This window comes from Streptomyces sp. NPDC059255, assembly GCF_042752355.1.
GTDB lineage: Bacteria > Actinomycetota > Actinomycetes > Streptomycetales > Streptomycetaceae > Streptomyces.
In genome coordinates this window covers 162,816-186,815 of the sequence record NZ_JBHYZP010000002.1, presented here as the reverse complement: position 1 = coordinate 186,815, position 24,000 = coordinate 162,816, and the positions used below count along the sequence as shown (strand labels likewise).

The window sequence follows — 24,000 nt, the reverse complement described above, 5'->3', positions numbered from 1 at the left end:
TACGGCGGACGGTCCCCCCGAGGGGGACGGGGCGGCGGAACCCGAGAAGCGCACAGGCACAAACCTCCGTATAAAGGGCTCAAGATACCGGGCGTACGGGACGGGCCGGCCCCCGGGCGGCCCCGGAGGTGGCGCATATGCGGCGGACGGCTCCCGAGGGCCGTGGCCCCGTACGCTACGGCCCGCCCGCCCCCGAGGCGGGACTGCCCGTCCTGCCCGAACTGGCCGAGGAGTGCGCGGCGGCGGCCCGCCGGACCGCGCCGGAACCGCCCGGCGGCGGCGCGGTCCTCCGGGAGGCCGCCTGCGGCTACTGGTCCCGCCGCGGCCTGCCCGGCGGCCTCGACGATGTGGCCGCCGCCCCCGGCGCGCAGCCGCTGCTCCTCGCGCTGCTCGCCGCGTACGGCGGGGACGTGCTGATGCCCCGGCCGTGTCCCGCCTGGTGGATGCCGCAGGCCCGGCTGCTGGGCCGGCCCGCCTACCACGTGCCCGCCCCGGCCGACGCGGGCGGCGTGCCCGACGCGTACGCCCTGCTGGAGACGGTCCGCCGGATCCGGGCGGAAGGGGGCGTCCCGCGCGTGCTGCTGCTCTGCCCCGCCGACGACCCGACGGCCACCGTCGCCCCGCCCGAACTGGTCGGCGCGGCGTGCGAGGCGGCGGTCGCCGAGGGGCTGCACATCATCAGCGACGAGACCTGGAGCGAGACCCTGCACCGGCCGCACGAGACGGTGCTGCTCAGCCCGGCCCGGATGTGGCCCGACGAGGTCACCGTCGTCAGCGACGCGGTCGGCTCGCTCCTCCCGGCCGCCTGGCCGCTGGCCGTCGCCCGCTACCCGGCCACGCCGGCCGGGGCCGCGCTGCGCGCCAGAACCCTCGACTTCCTCACCGCGCTCGGCGCCCTCGTCGCGGGCCCGGTCGCCGCGGCCGCCGCCCACGCGCTGGACGAGCCGGGGACGGTCACGGCACGGGCGGGGGACGCCGCCACGCTCTACGGGCGGATCGCCGGGGCCGCCGAGCACGCGGTGCTCGCCTCCGGGGCCCTCGCGCGTACCCCCCGGGCGGGCCGCCACCTCTACGCCGACCTCGGGCCGCTGCGCGCCCGGCTGGCCGCGCTCGGCGTCACGGACTCCCTGGAGCTGGAGAACCATCTCGGCGCCCGGCTGGGCATGGACACCCCGGGGGGCCACCGGTTCGGCGACGAACTGGGCGCCCTGCGCGTCCGGCTCCCGACCGGTCCGCTGCTCGGGGAGACCCCGGAGCAGCGTCTGGAGTCGCTCTCCGCCGCGGCCCCCCTGGAACTGCCCCATGTGGCCGGCGCGCTCGACGCGTTCCGCTCGGTCTTCGACGAACTGCGCTGACACGGCGGCGCACCGCGCCGAGGGCGGCGCACCGCGCCGCCCTCGCCGAGGAGGCCGGCGCCTCGGGTTCCCGGTCCGCCGGACCTTGGCCCTCCGGCCCCGGGTGCCTCGGGCCCCGGTGCTCAGGCCCTCACGCTCCCCGGCCCTCCGGATCCCGGTCGGCCGTGGCCCCCGTAATCTCCACGGTCCCGGTGGTCTCGGCGGTCCCGGCGTCTCCCCGGCGCCGCCGCAGTCTGCGCCACAGCGCCGGGGCACCGCTGACCACCACCGTCAGCAGCACCGCCGCGAGTACGCCCTCCCACGGCTCGGCGAAGAGCGAGCCGCCCGCCACCCCGATGAGCTGGTACGTCGCGGCCCACGCCAGACACGCGGGTATGTCGCCCCGGGCGAACCGGCGCAGCGGCCACTCGCCGAGCAGACAGGCCAGCATCACCGGGATCCGGCCGGCGGGCACCAGCCGGGACAGCACCAGCACCGTCACCCCGTGCTCCCGCAGCTTGTCCTGCGCCTGTTCCAGCCGGTCGGGCGGGGCGCTCCTGCGCAGCGCCGCCAGCCACCGCGAACCGTTCTTCGAACCGACGCCGCGCCGCCCGAGCCAGTACAGCGCGACATCGCCGAGGAAGGCCGCACAGGACGCCACGAGGAAGAGCCAGACATTGGAGAGCGGCGAGCTCTGGTGGAACGCCACCACCGCCGCCGTACTCACCACCGCGCCCGTCGGCACCACCGGCACCAGCGCGCCCAGCGCCACCAGCAGAAAGACCGACGGATAGCCGGCGGCCTGCTGGGTCGACTCCGGGGGCAGCACCGCGAACTGGGCCAGCAGCCGGTCGATCACCGCGCGACCTCCGGCCGTGCGCTCTCGCCGTGCCCCAGCAGATGCACCGACACCTCCGGGGCGAGCCGCGCGGCCTTCCGTACGAACTCGTCGCCCGGCGCGTAGAACTCGTGCGGTCTGACCCCGTCGAGCCCGATCGGCCAGTACGTGCCGTAGTGCACCGGCACTGCCGCGCTCGGCGCCAGCCGCGCCAGTGCCTGGGCCGCGCGCCCCGCGTCGAGGTGCTCGGGCCCCAGGTGGGGCCCCCAGCCGCCGACCGGGAGCAGCGCCACGTCCACCGGGCCCACGGACGCGGCCATGGTGTCGAAGAGCCCCGTGTCGCCCGCGAAGTAGGTCCGTGACTCGCCGGTGATCACATAGCCGAGCGCGGGGGAGCGGTGCGGCCCGACCGGCAGCCTGCGCCCGTCGTGGAGCGCGGGCACCGCCCGTACCCGGACCGGCCCGACCGCCACCTCGTCGCCCGCGTCCACCTCCGTGATCCGCAGCCCCGCCGGATTGCGCCGCGCGTCGAGCCGCCGGAGCCCCGGCACCGAACGCTCCGCGTCGCGCGGCACGATCAGCCGGGTGCCGGGCGCGAGCCTGGCCAGCGACCGCAGATGGAGATGGTCGGAGTGCAGATGCGAGACGAGCACCGCGTCGGCGACGCCCGCCTCGGGCGGCGGTACGGGGCCCAGACGCCGGCGCAGGTGCGCGAGACGGCGCACGAAGACCGGGTCCGTGAGGATCCGTACCCCGGAATCCTCGACCGTGCAGGTGGCATGGCCCCACCAGGTGATGACAGTTCCCAACCCGACCTCAGCTCCGTCCGCCCCGGCGCGCACGGGGGCGCGTGGTGTCCCGCTCCCCGCCCGGGGCCGCTCCTCGGACTCAGCGTACGGCCGCCACCCGTCCGGGCGAACGAGGTGCGCCCGGACGCGCGCCTCCGACCGCCCCGTACGCGCCTGCCTCGCGAAGGCGTGCGCGGGTTAGGGTCTGCGGAACGAAGGCGGGCCCGGGGGGACGGGCCCGGAGTGCGCGGGGAGCGGGGGAGCGGCATGGGCGAGGTACGCGTGACGGCGATCGCCAGCCTGACACCGCTGGAGGAACTGGACCGCGACCCGTTCCTGGTGGACACCCACGGACAGCACCTGATGTGCGCGCGCTGGGCCGAGGACAAGGGCTACGTCGTCACCCGCCAGCTCTACTTCTACCGGCTGCGCCCCGACCACCGCGGGCTGTGGACCGATGTCGAGGAGGGGCTGGTCGATCTCTTCGTCGCCGCCAACGACCGTGTGCTCGAACGGGCGTTCACCTCGGTCGCAGCCTTCGCCGCGGAGTGCGAGCGCCGGGGCGTACGGCTGGAGACGGCCGGCCTGGACGAGCCGTGCTACGACGCCGAACGGAAGGCGGAGGTCCACCGCAGGCTCTCGATACCCGCGAAGGGACGCCGCGCGCCACTGTGACTCCCCCTCCCGGTTCCGGCGGGGCCCCGCGCGCGCCTGTGCGAGGCTGGGGGCCGAGCCCGTGAGCCGTACGGGTCCGGACGTGAGGTGACGGGTAGTGGTGACGGGGCGATGGCGTACGACGAGCAGAGCCCTGCTGCGGGTGATCATCGTATGGGCGGTCTCCACCGTGACGATGCTGGCGCTCGCCGGCATCCTGCCCGACTTCCAGCTCCAGTCCGACGACGGGGACAGCCCCACCCGGATCGCCGTCACCGCGGCCTGGGGCGCGGGCGCGTTCGGCCTGCTCGGCGCGCTGGTCTGGCCGGTGCTCGTCCGCGCGCTGCTGCTGGTCCCGGCGCTCGTCCTCGGCCTGCTGGTGTTCTTCCTCAACGGATCGCTGCTGCTGATCGCGCTGCGGCTCATCCCCGACGGCCGGGGCGCCGCCGATCCGCAGACCGCGGTGGTGGTCGCCGCCGTGATGTCCGCGGTCGCCTCCGCGACGTCCACCGCGCTCGCGGTCGGTGACGACGAGGCGTACCGGCGCAGGCTCTCGCGGCTCGCCGACCGCCGACGGCGCAGACGAGGCCGGCCGGGCGACGAGGGCCGCGGGGACGAGCAGCCCGGCACGGTCTTCCTCCAACTCGACGGGGTGGGCCACCAGGTGCTGCTGGACGCCGTCGCCGCCGGGGCGGTGCCACACATCGCGGGGTGGCTGGGCGAGCGGCCGACCCACCGGCTGACCCCGTGGCGCACCGACTGGTCCAGCCAGACCGGCGCCAGCCAGCTCGGCATCCTGCACGGCTCCAACCACGATGTCCCCGCCTTCCGCTGGTACGAGAAGGACAGCGGCCGGATCATGGTCAGCAACCGGCCCGCGAGCGCCGCCGAACTCCAGCGCCGGGCCATCGCGCGCACCGGCGACGGCGGGCTGCTCACCCTCGACGGCGCCAGCCGCGGCAATCTCTTCAGCGGCGGCGCCGACCAGCTCGCGCTGGTGCTCTCCATCGCCGCCCGGCGCGGCCGGGCCAACCGGTCCCGGGCCGGCTACTTCGCGTACTTCTCCGACCCGGCCAACGCCGTCCGTACGGTCGTCTCCTTCGTCGCCGACGTCTGCCGCGAGATCGGCCAGTCGACCCGGGCCCGGCTGCGCGGGGACCGGCCCCGGGTGGGCCGAGGCGGGCTCTACCCGTTCATCCGGGCCTTCGCGACCGTCGTCGAACGGGACGTCGTGGTCGCGGCGGTGCTCGGCGACATGCTGGCGGGACGGACCGCCGTCTACGCCGATCTGGTCGCCTACGACGAGGTCGCGCACCACTCCGGGCCGCACAGCCGGGACGCCGCGCGGGTGCTGGCCCAGCTCGACCGGTCGGTCGGGATGATCGCCAGGGCCGCCGAACACGCGCCCCGTACGTACCGGATCGTGCTCCTCTCCGACCACGGCCAGAGCCCCGGCGAGACCTTCGAGGGCGCGTACGGGCTCACCCTCAAGGACCTTGTCAGGGCCGGGTGCGGACTGCCCGTCTCCCGCCGGGCGGGGCGGACCAGGAGCGGCGCGGAGGCGCGCGACGCCGCCCGGCACGCCGTGCTCGGCGCGCTGCACCGTCCCGAGCGTGCCGAGGACGACGCGGCGGAGTCTCCCGCGCGCTCCTCGGAGCCGGTCGTGCTCGCCTCCGGGAACCTCGCCCTGATCTCCTTCCCCGACGTGCCGGAGCGGATGAGCCGGGAGGCGATCGACCGGCGCCACCCGGCGCTGCTGCGGACCCTCGCCAGCCATCCGGGCATCGGTTTCCTGCTGGTACGGAGCGAGGAGCACGGATCCGTGGTGCTGGGCCGCGGCGGAGCTGAGGTCCCCGTCGGCGCGCTGACCGACGACGGGCCGCTCACGGGGCTGGGGCCCGGCGCGGCCGACGCCGTGCGTCGCACCGACGGTTTCCCGCACGTGGCCGACATCATGGTCAACTCGATGTACGACCCGGAGACGGGGCGGGTGCACGCCTTCGAGGAGCAGATCGGCTCGCACGGCGGGCTCGGCGGCGAACAGGCGCGGCCCTTCCTGCTGTCGCCGCTGGTGCTCAGCGCGCCGGTGCCCGACCACGCCGAACTCGTCGGTGCCGAGCAGGTGCACGCGGTGTTCCGGCGCTGGCTCCGGGAGGGCGGCGGGCCGCAGGTGCCCCTGGCGGCGGTGACGGCGGCCGGCGCGGCGGCCGGGGTGGACGTCGATGCCGGTGCCGGGGCGGGTGCCGATGTCCCCGCGGACGCCGACGCGGGGGTCGGGACCGCCGCCGAGGCCGGCGCGGGGGCCGAGGCCGGGGCCGGTGCCGGGACGAATACGTTCTCTGCCGGGGTACACACGGCCGAGAACGAGCGGGACCCGGCTTAGCGCGCGTACCCCGTGCGGGCGGTTTCCGCCGGTAGCAGGACCGGGCGCGGCCGTGCCTGGGCAGGGGTGGCATGTCCCAGGAGGTCATGCCCATGCACTGTGCCCCGCCTCTCACGTCCCGCGCCGCGGCCGCTCGTGCCGCCGCCGTGCGCCGGGCCGTGGTGGTGGCGCTGCTGGTGCTGATCGCCTTCCTGGGCCTCGCGGCCGCGTCCTGCGCCACGGCGGCGCGGGCCGTCGAGCCCGTGCCGCCCGCCTCCGGCACCCCGGCCCCGGCCGGGGAAGGGCAGGGCGACGGGCAGCAGGACACCGCCGAGACCGATCAGCACACCGACCCCGCCAGGACCGAGCGTCCCGCGCGGGCCCGGATGGAGCCCTCGGTGCTCGCCGCGCCGGGCGCCATGAGGCCGTCGCCGTACCCGGACAGCCGCATCCCCGTGGGACCCCCGCGCGCGGCGGGCCCGACGCGCTGTGCGGTGCTGCGCTGCTGACAGGACGTGCACCCGCGCGTTCCAGGGACTTCTCCGGTCCCGCCCCTTCCAGCAGCAGCATCACCCCCTTCAGCGTGAGGACACAGCCATGCCGATCGACGCCTTCGCCGCGCTCAACGCCATGATCCGCGCAGAGGCCGCGCGCGCCGACACACCGAAGCCCCGCCGCCGGTCCCCGGAGCCGAGTCCGTCCGACGGACCGGCCTCCGCCTCCACACCCGCCGCGGCTCCCGTATCCGTGTCCGCCGCAGAGCGCGGCCGGGCCGCGGAACGGACCTCCGCGGAGGAGGAACCGGCGGAGCGCGGTACGGCGGCGAGCTGATCGCCGCACACTCCCGGTCGCGCCCGCCCGTACGCGGGCGCGACCGGACCGACCGCAACCGCCCGGGCCGCACCGCCCGGGCCGCACCGTCCGGGCCGCACCGCCCGGGACCGGTCAGGCGCGGCTCCGGGAGAGGCTCTCGCGCTCGATCAGCCGGGGCAGCGGGACCTGTACGGTACGGGCCGCGCCGCCGTCGAGGAGCGCGGCCAGCTCCCGCGCCGCGATCCGGCCGAACGCGACGGAGTCGCGGGAGAGGGCCGTCAGCCACGGCCGTACCAGCCGGCAGAGCGCCGAGTCCTCCCAGGAGATGACCGAGACGTCGCCGGGCACCGCGAGCCCGAGCCCGGCCGTGACCGCCGCCCCGGCCGCCGCCATCACGTCGTTGTCGTAGATCAGGGCGGTCGGCGGGCGGTCCTCCTCCAGCACCCGGCGGGTCACCGCCGCGCCCTGCGTGTCCGAGTAGTCGGTGGTGAGCGAACGCACCTCGGGGAGGCCGTACCGCTCCGCCTCGGCCCGCAGCGAACGGATCCGCCGCTCGGTGTGGGCGAGCGAGGACAGCCCCGCGATATGGACGATCCGGCGGTGCCCCAGCTCGTGCAGCCGGCCCACGACGGCGGCCATCGCGCCCGCGTCGTCCGCCCGGACCCGGGAGAGCGCCGGGTGCGACCGGGTGTCGCCGTCCGGCAGTTCGCCGATGACGACGGCGGGCAGCGCCAGCTCGTCCAGGAGCCCGGGCCGGGGGTCGTCGGTCCTCGGGTCGACGACCAGGACACCGTCCACCCGGTGCTCGGCCCACCACCGGCGGTAGACCGCGCACTCGGCGTCCACGTCTTCCACGACCTGGAAGAGCAGGCCGAGTTGACGGTCTGACAGGATCTCCTGGATGCCGGAGATCAGTTGCAGGAAGAACGAGTCCACGCCGAGGGACGCCGCCGGGCGGGCCAGCACCAGCCCCACGGTGGCCGAGCCCTCGCCGGAGAGCGCGCGGGCGGCGGTGCTGGGGCGCCAGCCGAGCTGTTCCGCGACCCGGCGGACCCGGGCACGGGTGATCTCCGAGACGCCGGGGCGGTCGTTGAGGGCGAAGGACACGGCGCTCTCCGAGACCCCGGCGCGCTGGGCGATGTCCTTCATCGTCGGACGGCGCGCGGGGGTCCGGCGGACCGGCGGAGGCTCCACACCCGGTCGGGCGCCGGTGGCCGAAGGAGGGTCCGTGACCGGTCGGGTCTCCGTGGTCCGCCGGGTGCCGGTGGCCGGCGAGGTGTCCGCGGGGGCCCGGGTCTCTCCGGCCGACGGCTGGTTGGCTGCCACCTCGGATCCCCTTTTCCTGCCGTATCGGACGAGCCATCGTGACTCCGGACTAATGCGCTTGAGTCCGAGCATCCTAAAGCGCATTAGTACCCTGCCGCAACTAAACCGTAATACCCCCTGTGACCTGCGGTGAAACCGACTTCGGTCGTGTTTGTGGCGAGAATGTGTTGACTTTCACCCGCGCACCTTGCAAGGTCTGCTGGGCATAAGGAGTCGGGGCGCCGAAGCTCCGGCTCGCCCACCGCACGCCTGGTCCGAGCAGAAGGAGCCGTTTCCCGTGCGCATCTCCCGAAGAGCAGTCGCCCTCGCCGCTGTTCTCGCCACTGTCCTGCCTCTCAGCGCCTGTGGCGGAGGATCCGACGACGAGTCCTCCGACGCCTCGGGCGCCATCAAGGGCAAGATCACCTTCCAGACCTGGAACCTCCAGGCCAACTTCAAGGACTACTTCAACGGAGTCATCAAGGACTTCGAGAAGGAGTACCCCGACACGGAGGTGAAGTGGGTCGACCGGCCGGCCGAGGGCTACGCGGACAAGCTCAGCGCGGATGCCGCGGGCGGCACGCTGCCCGACGTCGTCAACATCTCCCCCGACCTGGTGGCCCCGCTGGCCAAGGCCGGTCTCGCCCTTGACCTCGACAAGGACAAGACGGCCGCCGGCTTCGCCAAGGACTATCTGCCGGACGCCTGGAAGAGCCACCAGATACCGGGCCTGGAGGGCACGTACGGCTTCCCCTGGTACCTGAACACCGGCCCCACCTTCTACAACAAGCGCCTGTTCAGCGAGGCCGGGCTCGACCCCGAGAAGCCCCCGACCACCTACGACCAGGTCTTCAAGGACGGGCTGAAGCTCGCCGAGCAGAGCAATGGCAAGATCGCCACCCTCGCCCAGGTGCCCACGATCGAGGACTTCGGCCGCTACGGCGTGCAGCTCATGAACGACAAGGGCACCGGCTTCGCCTTCAACGACGCCAAGGGCGTCGAACTGCTCACCAAGTACAAGGAGCTGTTCGAGGCCAAGGCGCTCGACTCCCAGGCGCTGACCGCGACCCCCGAGTCCTCCGGCACCAAGTTCCTCACCGAGTCCGTGGCCATGAACCCGGGCAGCGCGCTGGACCTGGAGAACTTCAAGACGAAGGCCCCGACCCTCTACAAGAACATCGGGATCACCGACCAGATCAGCAACACCGGCAAGGTCAACATGTACGTCATGGGCATGATGGTCAACTCCAAGACCAAGGAGAAGCCCGCCGCCATCGCCTTCGCGCACTTCGTGACCGACGCGACCCGCCAGATGTCCTTCGCCAAGCAGGTCGCCATCTTCCCGAGCACCAAGGGCTCGCTGGACGACCCGTACTTCACCAAGGAGGACGGCACCGACGAGACGCGCGTACGGATCGCTGCCGCCAAGTCCCTGAAGAAGGCCGAGAACTACACGCCCGTCCTGTTCAGCGAGCAGATGAAGACCGAGCTGCGCAACCAGGTCGCCAAGGCGCTCCAGGGCAAGCAGAGCCCGCAGGCCGCGCTCGACCAGGCCGTAGAGGCTTGTGACCGTCTGCTCAAGCAGAGCTGAGAGCTGAGCCCCGCACCATGACAAGCTCCACCGCCCCCCGGGCGCTTCCCCCGGAATCCGCCGCGGCGGGGCCCACCCTCCGGAGCTCCGGCTCCGGCGGCCGTGGGCCCCGCGGCGGGCCCGTCCGCGGGATCCGGCGTCAACACTCCCTCAGTCCCTGGCTGTTCGCGGCCCCGGGACTGCTGATCGTCGGCGCCTTCAGTCTCTATCCGTTCTTCAGCACCGTCATCAACTCCTTCACCGACCGCCGGACCCTGATCGCCGGCGGCTTCGTGGGCCTGGACAACTTCCGGGAGCTGATCCACGACGAGATGTTCTGGATCGGGCTGCGCAACAGCACGCTGTACGTCCTCTGCGTCGTCCCGGCCCTGGTCCTCCTGCCGCTGCTGCTCGCGATGCTGGTCCAGCGGCAGATCCCCGGCATCACCTTCTTCCGCTCGGCCTTCTACACCCCCGTCGTCGCCTCGATCGTGGTGGTCGGCCTCATCTGGGTCTGGCTGCTCGACGACCGCGGACTGGTCAACTCGGTGCTGGAGGCCGTCGGCGTCGGCCGGATCGGATTCCTCAGCGACCAGTGGCTGCTGCTGTTCAGCGCGATGGCCGTCACGGTCTGGAAGGGCCTCGGCTACTACATGATCATCTACCTGGCCGCGCTGGCCAACGTACCGCGCGAGCTGCACGAGGCCGCGGCCGTCGACGGCGCCGGGGCGATCCGCCGCTTCATCACCGTCACCGTGCCCGCCGTACGCTCCACCATGGTCCTCGTCGCGGCGCTCTCCTCGGTCGCCGCCTTCAAGGTCTTCTCCGAGGTCTATCTGATGGCGGGCCCGAGCGGCGGACCGGCCGGCCAGGACACCACCCTGGTCATGCTCGTCCAGCGGGTCGGCACCGGGCTGAGCGGCCGGGTCGGCTACGCCTCGGCGATCTCCGTGGTCGTCTTCGTCGTCACGGTCGCCCTGATGCTCCTGGTGCTGCGCGCCGACCGCAAGGAGGACGCGTGACCATCCTGAAGGCCACCGACGCCGAGGGCCGGCGCATCGCGCCCTGGCAGCTCGCCCTCCGCTACACGCTGCTGCTCATCATGCTGGCCGTGATGATCGGTCCGTTCCTCTGGCAGCTCTCCACCTCGCTCAAGGGCCCGACCGAGGACATCTACAGCTACCCGCCGACCTTCCTCCCGGACGATATGACCCTCCACAACTACGGCCGGGTCGCCGAGATCATCCCGGTGTGGGAGTACGCGTTCAACTCGCTCAAGGTCGCCCTCGCCAACGTTGTCACCAACTGCGTCGGCGCCGCCCTGGCCGGCTACGCGCTCGCCCGGCTGCGCTACCGGGGCCGGACCGCCGCGACCCTGGGGTTCATCCTCGCGATGCTCGTCCCCGTCGAGGGCATCATCATCGCCCAGTTCACCACCATGCGGGACCTCGGCCTGAACAACACCCTCATCGGCGTGCTGCTGCCGGGATGCATCGGCGCGATGAACGTGCTGCTGATGCGCAACGCGTTCCTCAACCTGCCGCACGAGGTGGAGGAGGCGGCCTTCGTCGACGGCGCCAACGTCTGGCAGCGCTTCCTGCGGATCTCCCTGCCCGCCGTCAAGGGCACCCTCGCCGTCGTCGCGATCTTCGCCTTCATGGGCGCCTGGGACGACTTCCTCTGGCCGCTCATCGTCCTCAGCGACCCGGAGAACTTCACCCTGACCGTCGGACTCAACTACCTCCACGGCACCTTCGCCCAGGACCCCCGGCTGGTCGCCGCGGGGACGATCATCGCCGTGGCCCCGCTCATCGTGCTCTTCGCCTGCCTCCAGCGTTACTTCTTCCGGGGCGTCGGCGAAGGCGCCGTGAAGGGCTGACGCCCCGGAACCACAGGAACCATCGCACGCTCCGCACAGAAGCAGGACAACGTTGCCCCCCATGAGCACTCCCGCACCGCGCTTCGGCGTCAACTACACGCCCAGCCAGGGCTGGTTCCACCACTGGCTGGACTTCGACCTGGACGACGTACGCGCCGACCTGGACTCGATCGCGGGGCTCGGCCTCGACCACATCCGGGTCTTCCCGCTCTGGCCGCTCTTCCAGCCCAACCGCACCCTGATCAGACCGCGCGCCGTCGAGCAGCTCGTCCAGCTCGCCGACGCCGCCGCCGAACGCGGCCTGGACGTCAACGTCGACGGACTCCAGGGCCATCTGTCGAGCTTCGACTTCCTGCCCGCCTGGACCCGGACGTGGCACCGGCGGAACCTCTTCACCGACAACGATGTCGTCTCCGGGCAGGCCGCCTACCTCCGTACGCTCGCCGCCGCCCTCGCCGACCGGCCGAACTTCATCGGCATGACCATCGGCAACGAGATCAACCAGTTCTCCGGGCCGCCGCACCCCGACCCCGACCCCATCACCCCGGAACAGGCCGGGAACTGGCTGCGTACGCTCCTGGCGGCCTGTGAGGAGGGCGCCCCCGGCAAGCTCCATCTGCACGCCGAGTACGACGCGGCCTGGTACCAGGACGGACACGCCTTCACCCCCGCGCACGCGGCCAGGATCGGCGCCGTCACCGCGGTGCACTCCTGGGTGTTCAACGGCACCGCGCAGCGCCACGGCCGTACCGGCACCGCCACCGAGCACCACGCCGCGTACATGATCGAGCTGTCCAAGGCATGGGCCCTGGAACCGCGCCGGCCGGTCTGGCTCCAGGAGGTCGGCGCACCCGCGCCGCTCATCCCGGCCGAGCACGCCGCCGCGTTCACCGACGCCACCGTGGCCGCCGCGCTGGACTGCGCCGACGTCTGGGGCGTCACCTGGTGGTGCTCGCACGACGTGTCGCGCTCCCTGGCCGACTTCCCGGAACTGGAGTACGGACTCGGCCTGCTGACCAACGACCGGAAGGTCAAACCGGCCGGGGAGGCCCTCGCCCGTACGGTCGCCGAGTGGCGGGAGCGCGCCTACGCTCCCGCGCCGCGCACCCTCGCCCTCGCCGTCGACACCGGAGACACCGGTGATGCCGCTGACACCGGTGATGCCGCTGGCATCGCTGACACCGCGCCCGACCGCGCCACCTGCGCTCCCGGCGGCGCGTTCTTCGAGGCGTTCGCCCGGCTGACCGAGGCGGGCGCCCGGCCCACCGCCGTCCTCGCGAGCAAGGCCGGGGACCGCGCCCATCTCGCCGCCCGCGGCATCACGGAGGTCGTCCACCCGGACGACGTCCGCTGACGGACCGCCACCGCCCCGCCCGGCGGCGCGGCCACACTGGACACCGCACCCACGGACCCCACGGCACCCACCGCACCCACGCACCTCAGGAGCACCCCACATGCACGACGACCGCACCCTGGTCGAAGGCCGTCTCAAGCGCGTCCTCGACGAACGCATCAGGCCCGCCGTATACCCCGAGTCGATCCCGCTCGACGTCGCCGTCTGGCACGCGCCGGGCGAGCCCGTCCCCGTCGAGGAGGGCATCGCCGGGCCCACCGGGCCGGTCGCGGTGGGCGACCGCTGGGGCGCGCCCTGGGGCACGAGCTGGTTCCGGGTCTCCGGGACCGTCCCCGAGAAGTGGGCGGGCCGTACCGTCGAGGCGATCCTCGACCTCGGCTTCGACGAGAACATGCCCGGATTCCAGTGCGAGGGCCTGGTCTACCGCCCCGACGGCACCCCCGTGAAGGGCCTCAACCCGCGCAACCAGTGGGTGCGGATCGGGGCGCCCGCCGCCGGCGGCGAAGAGGTGCTGCTGCACATCGAGGCCGCGTCCAACCCGGTCATCCTCGACTACCACCCCTTCCTGCCGACGAAGCTCGGCGACAAGGAGACCGCGGGCGGCGAACCGCAGTACACCCTCGCCCGGATGGACCTCGCCGTCTTCGACGAGACGGTCTGGCAGCTCGTCCAGGACCTGGAGGTGCTCGGCGAGCTGATGGCCGAGCTGCCCGTGGAGGGCGCCCGCCGCTGGGAGATCCTGCGCGCGATCAGCCGCGCGCTCGACGCGGTCGACCTCCAGGACGTGAAATGCACGGCCGCGGCCGCCCGTGAGCAGCTCGCCGAGGTGCTCGCCACCCCCGCGCCGGCCACCTCCCACCGCCTCAGCGCGGTCGGCCACGCCCACATCGACTCGGCCTGGCTGTGGCCGCTGCGCGAGACGGTCCGCAAGGTCGCCCGGACGACGGCCAATATGACCGCCCTGCTGGAGGACGAGCCGGAGTTCGTCTTCGCGATGTCCCAGGCCCAGCAGTTCGCCTGGATCAAGGAGCACCGCCCCGAGGTCTACGCCAAGGTCAAGAAGGCCGTCGCCGAGGGCCGGTTCGTGCCGGCCGGCGGCATGTGGGTCGAGTCCGACACCAACATGCCCGGATCCGAGGCGATGGCCCGCCAGTTCGTGCACGGCAAGCGCTTCTTCCTCGACGAGTTCGGCGTGGAGAACGACGAGGCGTGGCTGCCCGACACCTTCGGCTTCGCCGCCGGGCTGCCGCAGATCATCAAGGCCGCCGGATCCAAGTGGCTGCTCACGCAGAAGATCTCGTGGTCCACGATCAACAAGTTCCCGCACCACACCTTCCGCTGGGAGGGCATCGACGGCACCCGGATCTTCACCCACTTCCCGCCCGTCGACACGTACAACTGCTCCATGACGGGCGAGCAGCTCGCCCACGCCGCGAAGAACTTCAAGGAGAAGGGCGTCGCACGCCACTCGCTCGCGCCCACCGGCTGGGGCGACGGAGGCGGCGGCACGACCCGCGAGATGATCGCCAAGGCGGCCCGGGTGCGCAGCCTCGAAGGCTCCGCGACGGTCGAGTGGGAGACCCCCGGCGCCTTCTTCGCCAAGGCCGAGGCCGAGTACCCGAACCCGCCCGTCTGGGTCGGCGAGCTCTACCTGGAGCTGCACCGCGCCACCCTCACCAGCCAGGCAAAGACCAAGCAGGGCAACCGGCGCAGCGAGCACCTGCTGCGGGAGGCCGAGCTGTGGGCCGCCACCGCCGCCGTCAGGACCGGCGCGGCCTACCCGTACGAACTGCTCGACCGGGTCTGGAAGACCGTGCTGCTCCACCAGTTCCACGACATCCTGCCCGGCTCGTCCATCGCCTGGGTGCACCGCGAGGCCGAGAAGACCTACGCGAAGGTCGCGGCCGAGCTGACCGGCGTCATCGAGACCGCGCAGCGCGCCCTCGCCGGTGACCCGGCCGGTGGCACGCCCCTGGTCTTCAACGCGGCGCCGCACGCGCGCGGCGGGGTCCCGGCGGGCGCGGCGGGACCGGCCGGCGGCGGCGCGGGCGCGCAGCTCACGGCGCGCGAGGGCGGCGGCTTCGTGCTCAGCAACGGCCTGCTGGAGGTCGAGGTCGACGGCCGGGGCCTGGTGGTCTCGGCGTACGACATCAGCGCGGAGCGGGAGACGATCGCCCCGGGCGAGGCGGCCAACCTGCTCCAGATCCACCCCGACTTCCCCAACCAGTGGGACGCGTGGGACGTCGATGAGTTCTACCGGAACACCGTCACCGACCTGACCGACCTCGACGAGCTGACCGCCGTCGAGGGCGACGGCACCGCGGACGCGGCGGCCGGCGCGGGCGGGACGGGCGGCGCGGGTGCAGGCGCTGTCGGCGTGCGGGTCGTGCGGTCCTTCGGCGCGTCGAAGGTCACCCAGCTCCTGACCCTCGCGCCGGGCGCCAAGCGGCTCGACATCGACACCGAGGTCGACTGGCACGAGACGGAGAAGTTCCTCAAGGCCGCCTTCCCGCTGGACATCCACGCGGAGCGGTACGCCTCGGAGACCCAGTTCGGCCATGTGTACCGGGCCACCCACACCAACACCAGCTGGGAGGCGGCCAAGTTCGAAGCGTGCAACCACCGCTTCGTCCACCTGGAGGAGCCGGGCTGGGGCGTCGCCCTCGTCAACGACTCGACGTACGGACACGACGTGACCCGTACGGTCCGCGCCTCGGACGCCGGTACGACCACCACCGTCCGGGTCTCGCTGCTGCGCGCGCCGCGCTTCCCCGACCCGGAGACCGACCAGGGCGTCCACCGCTTCCGGCACGCGCTGGCCCCCGGCGCCGTGATCGGTGACGCCGTACGGGAGGGCTACCGCGTCAACCTGCCCGAGCGCCGGCTCACCGGATCGGGGGAGGTCGCGCCGCTGGTCACCGTCGACAACGACGTGGTCGTCGTCAGCGCGGTCAAGCTCGCCGACGACGCGAGCGGCGACCTCGTCGTACGGCTCTACGAGGCGACCGGCGGCCGGGCCAAGGCGCGGGTCGCTCTCGGCTTCGACGCCACCGGGCTCGCCGTCACCGATCTGCTGGAGCGGCCGTCGGCCGACCTGGCCGACGGCGCGGGCCGACCCGAGTTGGCGGACGGCACGGTCCTGCTCTCGCTGCGCCCGTTCCAACTGGTGACGCTGCGGCTGACCCGGGGCTGACCCGGAGGGGCGGGCGGCGGACCCGTGCCCGGTCCGCCGCCCGCCTTCGGGACGGGTGACCACCGCCCGCCCGGCAGCGGTCACCCGCGGTGCTCCGGCCCGCCGCCCCGCGCCTGCGCGGAGACCAGGTCCAGGAACGCCCGCTCGTTGCCCGCCAACCCCGCGGCCGTGAGCGCCTCGTCGGCCTCGGCCATCGGGGCCGCGAGCAGCGGGACGGCCAGGGACGCCCGCGCCGGGTCGTCCAGCACGGCGCGTACGGCCGCGAGCAGCCGCAAGTAGGCACGGGCGGCGGTGCGCTCGTCAGGGGCGGCGGGGGTGCGGGACGTGGTGATGGCCATCGAGGCTTCCTCCCCATGGATCCGTGGGTCCACGGTCCCCGGACTCCGGGAACCGTCAGGACCCCCCAGTCTGATCCATGGGTCTGACAACGGGGCGTGACACCGCGCCCGGCCGCCCGTTCCCCGGCCTACTCCTCGACGGCCTATTTTTGCTCCTACTCCTCGACGAGCATCCCCGCGCGCAGCCGCGTGATGATGCGGTTGAGCAGCCGGGACACGTGCATCTGCGACACGCCCAGCTCCGTACCGATCTGCGACTGCGTCATCTCCTGGCCGAACCGCATCGTCACGATGGAGCGTTCCCGCTCGTCGAGCTGTTCCAGCAGCGGCGCCAGGGCGTGCAGGTTCTCGACCTTCTCCATCGCCGGGTCCGTCTCGCCCAGCACATCGGCGAAGGTCCGGCCGCCGCCGGTACCGCCGTCCTCGTTCGTGGGCATGTCCAGCGAACCGGCCGTGTAGCCGTTGGTCGCGACCAGGCCCTCGATCACCTCTTCCTCCGTGAGGCCGAGCAGTTCGGAGAGTTCCCTGACGGTCGGGTCCCGGTCCAGGACCGTCGCCAGGTGCTCCTTGGCCTTGGCCAGCTCGACGCGCAGCTCCTGAAGGCGGCGCGGAACATGGACGGCCCAGCTCGTGTCGCGGAAGAAACGCTTGATCTCACCGACGATGTACGGCACCGCGAAGGAGGTGAACTCGACCTCGCGGGAGAGGTCGAACCGGTCGATCGCCTTGATCAGACCGATCGTGCCCACCTGGAGGACGTCCTCCAGATCGCCGCCGCCCCGGTTGCGGAAGCGGCTCGCCGCGAACCGCACCAGCGACTGGTTCATCTCGATCAGCGTATTGCGGGCGTACTGGTATTCGGGCGTGCCCTCCTCCAGGACCTGGAGCTGGTCGAAGAAGAGCTTCGACAGCGCCCGCGCGTCCTTCGGAGCGATCTTGGTGGGGTCCTCGATACGCGGCAGCTCACCGGTCGTCCCGCTCGCCACCTCTCCGGCCGCCAGGACGCCCGCCGGCTGCTCCGCCTCGACAGCACTCACAGTTCTGGTCGTCATGACACTCACCCTCCAACGCAGCGGACCGTACAAGTTCGGCTAGTGCCCCGGCTTTCGATTCTCATGCCCCGTCCTGTCAAGAGTTTTTGAAAACCCTTGGAAACGCGCCAAGACTTACGGAGTGAGCGACGCCAGATACGTGACCGTCGCCGGGTCCGCCGGGACGAACGTCTCGATGGCCAGCTCGGCGACGGTCACGTCCATCGGCGTGTTGAACGTGGAGATGGAGGAGACGAAGGAGAGCGTCCGCCCGTCGTGCTCGATCACCATCGGCAGCGCGAAGAGCGGTCCGGACGGCCCGCCCTCGGTCACCGCCACCGTCTCCCCGGACGGCTCCCCGGACCGCTCCGGCGGCGGATACGCGGCGACCTCCTCGTACAGCGCCCGCAGCGCGGGGGAGCGGTGCAGCGCGAGCTGACGGCCCATCTGGTCCAGGAGATGCCCGCGCCACTGCGGCAGATTGCGGATCCGGGAGGCGAGCCCTTCCGGGTGGAGGGTGAGCCGCATGGCGTTCAGCGGCGGCGTGAGCAGTCGCTCCGGCACGCCCTCCAGCAGCATCGCGATGCCCCGGTTCGCGGCCACCACCGTGTACGTCCCGTCCACGACCAGCGCCGGGTACGGCTCGTACCCGCGCAGCAGCCGCGTCAGCCCCTCGCGGAGCGCGCCCATGGCCGGGTCGTCCAGCGCGGTCTCCGTGAAGCGGGGCGCGTAGCCGGCCGCCAGCAGCAGGGCGTTGCGCTCCCGCACCGGGACGTCGAGACGGTCGGCGAGCCGCAGCACCATCTCCTCGCTCGGGCGGGCGCGGCCCGTCTCGACGAAGCTGATGTGGCGGGCCGAGGAGTCGGCGCGCAGCGCCAGTTCGAGCTGGCTGAGCCGCCGCCGCGTCCGCCAGCCGCGCAGCAGCGGGCCGAACGCGCCACCGGGGGAGGAGGGAGCTGTCGTACCGTCTGCCGCCATCGCGCGCGCCGCCATAGGAGGACCGTAGTACAGCCCCGTATCGTCGGCCGCGTCGCCCGACGCCTCTCCTTCCCCTCCCCTTTCCCTCCTTTCCCCCTTTCCATCCCCCTTCTTCCCCGAGGAGCCCCGCCATGGCCGCCGAGCCGCTGTCGCAGGACGAGATCGAGAACCGGCTGCGGGAGCTGCCCGGCTGGACCCTGGAGGGCGGGCGCATCACCCGTACGTACCGGCTCGCCTCGCACCGTGCCGCCGCCGCGCTGGTCGCCCATGTCGCGGCGGTCCAGGACGAGCTGAACCACCACTCCGACCTGACCCTCGGCTACAACACGGTCGTCCTCGCCGTGCACACGCACGACGCGGGCGGCGCCGTCACCGCCAGGGACTTCGCGCTCGCGCACCGCGTCGAGGAGCTGGCCCCGGCGCACGGCGTCCGCTGACGGAGCGCCCAACTACCCTGGAGCCATGGACGTACTCACCGGGCTTCTCGACGGACCGCGTGCCCGGGGGGCCTTTCTGCTGCGCATGGTGATGGAGCCGCCCTGGGCCGTCCGGATCGAGGACCGCGCGCCGCTCTGCCTGATGTGCGTCACCAGCGGCGAGGCGTGGATCGTCCCGGACGGCGGCGGCGACCCCGTGGTGCTGCGCCCCGGTGACATCGCCATCAGCCGTGGACCCGACCCGTACACCGCGGGCGACCGGCCGGACGCGGTGCCCTGCGCGGTGATCGGCCCCGGCGGGGTCTGCCGCACCCTGGAGGGCGAACCGCTCGCGGAGTCCATGCGGCTGGGCGTACGGACCTGGGGCAACGCTCCTGACGGCGGTACGACGATGCTCGTCGGGACCTACCGCATGGACGGAGAGGTGAGCCGTCGGCTGCTGGACGCGCTGCCGCCGCTGGTGCGGCTGCCCGCCGACGCGTGGAGCTGCCCGCTGACGCCTGTTCTGGAGGAGGAGATCTCCCGGGACGACCCGGGTCAGAGCGTCGTTCTCGACCGGGTCCTCGACCTGCTGCTGATAGCCGCGCTCCGGGAGTGGTTCTCCCGCCCGGGGGCCGAGGCGCCCGGCTGGTACGGCGCGATGGCCGACCCGGTGGTCGGCAAGGCGCTGCGGCTGATCCAGGACGAGCCGGCCAAGCCGTGGACGGTCGCCTCCCTCGCGGGCGAGTGCGGCATCTCCCGCGCCGGTCTGGCCCGGCGCTTCACCGAACTGGTCGGGGAGCCCCCGATGGCCTATCTCACCGGGTGGCGGCTGGCCACGGCCGCGGATCTGCTGCGCGGCACGGACGCCACGGTCGAGTCGGTGGCCAGGAAGGTCGGCTACAGCGGCTCGTTCGCGCTGAGCGCCGCCTTCAAGCGGGTCCGGGGCGTCAGCCCGCAGGAGTTCCGCAGAAACGTGACGCCGGCCGTCTCCCGGACGCTCGTCTCGGGCTGACCGCGCCCCAGGCCCGCGCACGTCCGGCCCGGTGCGGCGGGCGAACGTCGCGCCACCGCCCGCCGCGTCCGTACGCCCGTACGGGCCGCGCGACCGGGCACGGCCCGGCCGGGCGGCCCGTACGGACTGCACCGCGGGCTCAGTTGAAGTCCGCCGGGTGGCTGCCGAGGCGCTTGCCCTCGTCCAGCGCCGCGAACGCGGCCAGGTCGTCGGCGTCCAGCTCGAAGCCGAACACGTCGATGTTCTCCCGGATCCGGGACGGGGTCACGGACTTGGGGATCACCACGTTCCCCAGCTGGAGGTGCCAGCGCAGCACGACCTGGGCCGGCGTCCGCTCGTGCTTGCGCGCGATCGCCACCACCGTCGGGACCTCCAGCAGCCCCTTGCCCTGGCCCAGCGGCGACCACGCCTCGGTCGCGATGGACCGCTCCGCGTGGAAGGCGCGGGACTCGGCCTGCTGGAGCTGCGGGTGCAGCTCGATCTGGTTGAGCACCGGAACCACGGAGGTCTCGCCGAGCAGCCGCTCCAGGTGCTCGGGGAGGAAGTTCGAGACGCCGATGGACCGGGCGCGCCCGTCGGCGAGGATCTTCTCGAACGCCTTGTACGTGTCGACGTACTTGTCGGCGGCCGGGGTCGGCCAGTGGATCAGATACAGGTCGACGTGGTCGAGGCCGAGCTTGCCCAGGGACACGTCGAACGCGCGCAGCGTCGAGTCGTAGCCCTGGTCGCCGTTCCACAGCTTCGTGGTGACGAAGAGTTCCTCACGGGGGATGCCTGAGGCGGCGAGGGCCTTGCCGGTGCCCTCCTCGTTGCCGTAGACGGCCGCGGTGTCGATGCTGCGGTAGCCGGCCTCCAGGGCGGTCGCCACGGCCTGCGTCGCCTCGCCGTCCGGAACCTGCCAGACGCCGAAGCCGAGCTGGGGCATTTCGATGCCGTTGTTGAGGGTGAGGGTGGGGACCTTGCTCACGGGCGGTCGATCCTAACGTCGTCGGTTGCTGCTCGGTCGTCCAACGATTTCGGAGCCGGGCGGATTCCCGTCCGCCCGTCCGCTCCGTCTCCTGCGGACAGGTGTTCAACGGTAGAGTGCCGCGACCTCGGCCGCATAGGCGGCCTCGATCGCCTTCCGCTTGAGCTTCAGCGACGGGGTCAGCAGCCCGCGCGCCTCGCTGAAGGGGTGCGCCAGGATCCGGAACGTACGGATCGACTCGGCCTGCGAGACCGCCGTGTTCGCGGCCACCACCGCACGCCGGATCTCCGCCTCCAGATCCGGGTCCCGCACCAGCTCGGCGGCCTTGAGCGGCGGCTTGCGCCGGACGGCCAGCCAGTGGTCGACGGCCTCCTGGTCCACTGTCACCAGCGCCGCGACGTAGGGCCGGTCGTTGCCGACCACGATGCACTGCGCGACCAGCGCGTGGGCCCGTACCCGCTCCTCCAGCACCACCGGCGAGACGCTCTTGCCGCCGGAGGTGACCAGGATCTCCTTCTTCCGTCCGGTGATGGTCAGGTAGCCGTCCTCGTCCAGCGCCCCCAGGTCCCCGGTGGCCAGCCACCCCTCGTTGAGGACGGCGTCGGTGGCCTTCGGGTCGTTGAGGTAGCGCGCGAAGATCTGGTCACCGCGCAGCCACACCTCGCCGTCGTCCGCGATGTGCACGGAGGTGCCGGGGATCGGCTGCCCGACCGTTCCGAACCGGGTGCGCTCGGGCGGGTTGGCGGTGGCCGCCGCGCAGGACTCGGTGAGCCCGTACCCCTCGTAGATCCGGACGCCCGCGCCCGCGAAGAACAGCCCGAGCCGCCGGTCCATCGCGGATCCGCCCGACATGGCGTGCCGGACGCGCCCGCCCATCGCCTCGCGGATCCGCCCGTACACCGCCCGTTCGAAGAACTGGTGCTGCATCCGCAGCCCGGCGGAGGGGCCGGGACCGAGGTCGAAGGCCCGCTGCTCCACCGCCTCCGCGTACCGCACCGCCACCTCCACCGCCTTGTCGAAGGCGGCGGCCCTCTCCTCCGTCTCCGCCTTGCGGCGCGCCGCGTGGTAGACCTTCTCGAAGATGTACGGCACGGCCAGGATGAACGAGGGCCGGAACGCCGCCAGATCGGGCAGCAGCGCACTCGCCTGGAGCACCGGCTGGTGGCCGAGCTTGACCCGGCCGCGGATCGCCGCGATCTCGATCATGCGGCCGAAGACGTGCGAGAGCGGCAGGAAGAGCAGCGTCGACGCCTCGTCGCCCGACCTGGTGTGGAAGACCGGCTCCCACCGTGCCAGCACGGTGTCCGCCTCGAACATGAAGTTGGCGTGGGTGATCACACAGCCCTTGGGGCGGCCCGTGGTGCCCGACGTGTAGATCACCGTGGCCACCGAGTCGGGGGTGACGGCCGTACGGTGCCGGTGCACCACCTCGTCCTCGACCCCCGCGCCCGCCGCGTACAGCTCGTCCAGGGCGCCCGCGTCGAGCTGCCAGAGCCGCCTCAGCCGCGGCAGCCGGCCGATGACCGAACCGACGGTCATCGCGTGGTCCTCGTCCTCGACCACACAGGCCGAGACCTCCGCGTCGTGCATCATCCAGTAGATCTGCTCGGCCGAGGAGGTCGGATAGACCGGTACGGGCTGGGCGCCGACGGACCAGAGCGCGAAGTCGAAGAGCGTCCACTCGTAACGGGTACGGGACATGACCGCGACCCGGTCCCCGAACCGCACCCCCTGCGCCAGCAGTCCCTTCGCCAGCGCGAGCACCTCGTCACGGAAGGCCGCCGAGGTCACGTCGTGCCAGCGGCCCGCCGCGTCCTTGCGGCCGAGGGCGACCCGGCCGGGATCGTCCAGGGCATGGTCGTACACGGCGTCCGCGAGCCCACCGACGTGGGGGGCGGCCGGCAGAGGGGGGACGGTGAACTCGCGCAATGACCTGGCTCCTTGTGGCGCTCCGCACAGCGCGGTGACGGTACCCCACCGGCAGGACCGGGGGTGGCCGCGGGAACAACCGGCACAAAACAGCGTCACCGCAGGTCAGAGCGGTGAAGGCATGAATGCCCCGGTGAGCTGGGGCCTTGTTCTGACCCTGGAGTAAGGAGACAACGCGGAGATCTCCACCGAATCCGTACGCCGTGCTCACCGGCGCCTCACCGCGGTGGGATTCCTGGTACGTACCTGAACGTACGCGCGTCAGCCGCCGGCGGGCGGCCGGTGCAGCCGGTCGCCGCCCGCCAGGATCGCCGCGGCCAGCGCGTCCGCCGCCTCCCGGGTCGCCCCGGCGCCCGGCCCCGGCCGGCCGGAGCGGCCGCCGTCCAGCAGGACGAACTCCACCTCGCCCAGCTCGGGCAGGCCCGCCCTGGCCGGGACCGGCACCAGGCCCGGCGGGACCAGCCCGCGGGTGTGGGCCATCACGCCGAGCCCCGCGCGGGCCGCCGCTATGAGCCCGCTCAGGCTGGCGCTCGTACACGCGACGCGCCAGTGCCTGCCGTGCGCCTCCAGCACCTCCAGCGCCCGGGCGCGGGTGATGCCGGGCGGCGGGAAGACGATCAGCGGCACCGGGCGGTCCGGGTCGAGCCGGAACCGCGGCGCCCCGATCCACACCAGGGTGGACCGCCAGACCGGCCGGCCGTGGGTGTCGCCGGGACGCCGCTTGGCCAGCACCAGATCGAGCCCGCCGGCCGCGAGCTGCTCGTGCAGGGTGCCCGACAACCCGACCGTCAGCTCCAGATCGACCTCGGGGTGGTCACGCCGGAAGGCCTCCAGGATCTCCGGCAGCCGGGTCAGCACGAAGTCCTCCGACGCGCCGAACCGCAGCCGCCCGCGCAGCCGGGTCCCGGTGAAGAACGCCGCCGCCCGGTCGTGCGCCGCGAGGATCGTCCCGGCGAAGCCGAGCATGGCCTCCCCGTCCTCCGTCAGCTCCACGCTGTGCGTGTCGCGGGTGAACAGCGGCCGCCCCGTCGCCTCCTCCAGGCGGCGGACGTGCTGGCTCACGGTGGACTGGCGCACCCCCAGCCGGCGGGCCGCCTGCGTGAAGCTGAGCGTCTGCGCGACGGCCAGGAAGGTGCGGAGCTGTCCGGGGTCGTACATCCGTCCAGCGTACGGGCTCATCGCGAAACGTGATGACAGTCAGAGTGGTATGCGGGATTCCCGATCAAGGCGAGGGGG

The 24,000-nt window shown here is 72.9% G+C and carries 21 protein-coding genes; 12 read left to right on the top strand and 9 right to left on the bottom strand.

Features of this window, described 5'->3' with window-relative positions; genetic code table 11:
• Positions 1 to 137 precede the first annotated feature (137 nt).
• Entirely contained in the window at positions 138 to 1,355 is a 1,218-nt protein-coding gene (locus ACFXKG_RS04525; RefSeq protein ID WP_384832211.1) for an aminotransferase class I/II-fold pyridoxal phosphate-dependent enzyme, read from the top strand.
• A gap of 130 nt (positions 1,356 to 1,485) precedes the next feature.
• Here ACFXKG_RS04525 and ACFXKG_RS04520 read toward each other — a convergent pair whose 3' ends face one another.
• Together ACFXKG_RS04520 and ACFXKG_RS04515 are read right to left on the bottom strand one after the other, a co-directional pair.
• Complete coding sequence (locus tag ACFXKG_RS04520) at positions 1,486 to 2,193, bottom strand: DedA family protein (protein WP_384832208.1); 708 nt, start codon at positions 2,191 to 2,193, stop codon at positions 1,486 to 1,488.
• On the bottom strand, positions 2,190 to 2,981 hold the full coding sequence (locus ACFXKG_RS04515; protein ID WP_384832205.1) for an MBL fold metallo-hydrolase: 792 nt from the start codon (positions 2,979 to 2,981) through the stop codon (positions 2,190 to 2,192). Before ACFXKG_RS04515 ends, ACFXKG_RS04520 begins: the two co-directional genes overlap by 4 nt.
• Positions 2,982 to 3,227: 246 nt before the next feature.
• Here ACFXKG_RS04515 and ACFXKG_RS04510 point away from each other — a divergent pair, with 246 nt between their 5' ends.
• From ACFXKG_RS04510 to ACFXKG_RS04495, 4 genes are all read left to right on the top strand, one after another.
• Positions 3,228 to 3,635 (top strand): hypothetical protein, encoded by a 408-nt coding sequence (locus ACFXKG_RS04510; RefSeq protein WP_384832202.1) that lies wholly within the window; start codon positions 3,228 to 3,230, stop codon positions 3,633 to 3,635.
• A gap of 97 nt (positions 3,636 to 3,732) precedes the next feature.
• Positions 3,733 to 5,997, top strand: a complete 2,265-nt coding sequence (locus ACFXKG_RS04505; RefSeq protein WP_384832199.1) for a phage holin family protein — start codon at positions 3,733 to 3,735, stop codon at positions 5,995 to 5,997.
• Positions 5,998 to 6,089: 92 nt separating this feature from the next.
• The gene (locus ACFXKG_RS04500) at positions 6,090 to 6,485 is read left to right on the top strand and encodes a hypothetical protein (RefSeq protein WP_384832196.1); all 396 of its coding nucleotides are present in this window, start codon (positions 6,090 to 6,092) and stop codon (positions 6,483 to 6,485) included.
• A gap of 88 nt (positions 6,486 to 6,573) precedes the next feature.
• Positions 6,574 to 6,807, top strand: coding sequence for a hypothetical protein (locus ACFXKG_RS04495; protein WP_384832193.1), 234 nt, complete (start codon positions 6,574 to 6,576; stop codon positions 6,805 to 6,807).
• 114 nt (positions 6,808 to 6,921) lie between these two features.
• On the opposite strand, the gene ACFXKG_RS04490 is transcribed toward ACFXKG_RS04495, so the two are convergent.
• A complete protein-coding gene (locus ACFXKG_RS04490; RefSeq protein ID WP_384832799.1) occupies positions 6,922 to 7,938 on the bottom strand; it encodes a LacI family DNA-binding transcriptional regulator in 1,017 nt (338 codons plus the stop codon).
• 454 nt (positions 7,939 to 8,392) lie between these two features.
• Here ACFXKG_RS04490 and ACFXKG_RS04485 point away from each other — a divergent pair, with 454 nt between their 5' ends.
• From ACFXKG_RS04485 to ACFXKG_RS04465, 5 genes are all read left to right on the top strand, one after another.
• A complete protein-coding gene (locus ACFXKG_RS04485) occupies positions 8,393 to 9,685 on the top strand; it encodes an ABC transporter substrate-binding protein (RefSeq protein WP_384832190.1) in 1,293 nt (430 codons plus the stop codon).
• Between the two features lie 17 nt (positions 9,686 to 9,702).
• Positions 9,703 to 10,686 carry a carbohydrate ABC transporter permease gene (locus ACFXKG_RS04480; RefSeq protein WP_384832188.1) on the top strand — a complete coding sequence of 328 codons (984 nt, stop codon included), beginning with the start codon at positions 9,703 to 9,705 and terminating at the stop codon, positions 10,684 to 10,686.
• Positions 10,683 to 11,543 (top strand): carbohydrate ABC transporter permease, encoded by an 861-nt coding sequence (locus ACFXKG_RS04475; protein WP_384832185.1) that lies wholly within the window; start codon positions 10,683 to 10,685, stop codon positions 11,541 to 11,543. The genes ACFXKG_RS04480 and ACFXKG_RS04475 overlap by 4 nt, the downstream gene beginning before the upstream one ends.
• Positions 11,544 to 11,604: 61 nt before the next feature.
• Positions 11,605 to 12,897: a glycosyl hydrolase gene (locus tag ACFXKG_RS04470; protein ID WP_384832182.1), complete on the top strand. Its 1,293-nt coding sequence runs from the start codon at positions 11,605 to 11,607 to the stop codon at positions 12,895 to 12,897.
• A 100-nt stretch (positions 12,898 to 12,997) separates the two neighbouring features.
• The gene (locus tag ACFXKG_RS04465) at positions 12,998 to 16,090 is read left to right on the top strand and encodes an alpha-mannosidase (RefSeq protein ID WP_384832179.1); all 3,093 of its coding nucleotides are present in this window, start codon (positions 12,998 to 13,000) and stop codon (positions 16,088 to 16,090) included.
• An 80-nt stretch (positions 16,091 to 16,170) separates the two neighbouring features.
• Here ACFXKG_RS04465 and ACFXKG_RS04460 read toward each other — a convergent pair whose 3' ends face one another.
• The 3 genes from ACFXKG_RS04460 to ACFXKG_RS04450 all read right to left on the bottom strand — a co-directional run bounded on the left by ACFXKG_RS04460 (position 16,171) and on the right by ACFXKG_RS04450 (position 18,452).
• Positions 16,171 to 16,428 (bottom strand): hypothetical protein, encoded by a 258-nt coding sequence (locus tag ACFXKG_RS04460; RefSeq protein WP_384832176.1) that lies wholly within the window; start codon positions 16,426 to 16,428, stop codon positions 16,171 to 16,173.
• Between the two features lie 155 nt (positions 16,429 to 16,583).
• Positions 16,584 to 17,480 carry an RNA polymerase sigma factor SigF gene (locus tag ACFXKG_RS04455; protein ID WP_384832173.1) on the bottom strand — a complete coding sequence of 299 codons (897 nt, stop codon included), beginning with the start codon at positions 17,478 to 17,480 and terminating at the stop codon, positions 16,584 to 16,586.
• Between the two features lie 114 nt (positions 17,481 to 17,594).
• Positions 17,595 to 18,452 (bottom strand): helix-turn-helix domain-containing protein, encoded by an 858-nt coding sequence (locus ACFXKG_RS04450; protein ID WP_384832169.1) that lies wholly within the window; start codon positions 18,450 to 18,452, stop codon positions 17,595 to 17,597.
• Between the two features lie 116 nt (positions 18,453 to 18,568).
• Between ACFXKG_RS04450 and ACFXKG_RS04445 the strand changes: the two genes are divergently transcribed.
• Both ACFXKG_RS04445 and ACFXKG_RS04440 read left to right on the top strand, forming a co-directional pair.
• Entirely contained in the window at positions 18,569 to 18,874 is a 306-nt protein-coding gene (locus tag ACFXKG_RS04445; RefSeq protein ID WP_384832166.1) for a 4a-hydroxytetrahydrobiopterin dehydratase, read from the top strand.
• Positions 18,875 to 18,899: 25 nt separating this feature from the next.
• Positions 18,900 to 19,868, top strand: coding sequence for an AraC family transcriptional regulator (locus tag ACFXKG_RS04440; RefSeq protein WP_384832163.1), 969 nt, complete (start codon positions 18,900 to 18,902; stop codon positions 19,866 to 19,868).
• A gap of 139 nt (positions 19,869 to 20,007) precedes the next feature.
• On the opposite strand, the gene ACFXKG_RS04435 is transcribed toward ACFXKG_RS04440, so the two are convergent.
• The 3 genes from ACFXKG_RS04435 to ACFXKG_RS04425 all read right to left on the bottom strand — a co-directional run bounded on the left by ACFXKG_RS04435 (position 20,008) and on the right by ACFXKG_RS04425 (position 23,922).
• Positions 20,008 to 20,835 carry an aldo/keto reductase gene (locus ACFXKG_RS04435; protein WP_384832160.1) on the bottom strand — a complete coding sequence of 276 codons (828 nt, stop codon included), beginning with the start codon at positions 20,833 to 20,835 and terminating at the stop codon, positions 20,008 to 20,010.
• 105 nt (positions 20,836 to 20,940) lie between these two features.
• Positions 20,941 to 22,764 carry an AMP-dependent synthetase/ligase gene (locus ACFXKG_RS04430; RefSeq protein WP_384832157.1) on the bottom strand — a complete coding sequence of 608 codons (1,824 nt, stop codon included), beginning with the start codon at positions 22,762 to 22,764 and terminating at the stop codon, positions 20,941 to 20,943.
• A 261-nt stretch (positions 22,765 to 23,025) separates the two neighbouring features.
• Positions 23,026 to 23,922: a LysR substrate-binding domain-containing protein gene (locus ACFXKG_RS04425; protein WP_384832154.1), complete on the bottom strand. Its 897-nt coding sequence runs from the start codon at positions 23,920 to 23,922 to the stop codon at positions 23,026 to 23,028.
• Positions 23,923 to 24,000 lie beyond the last annotated feature (78 nt).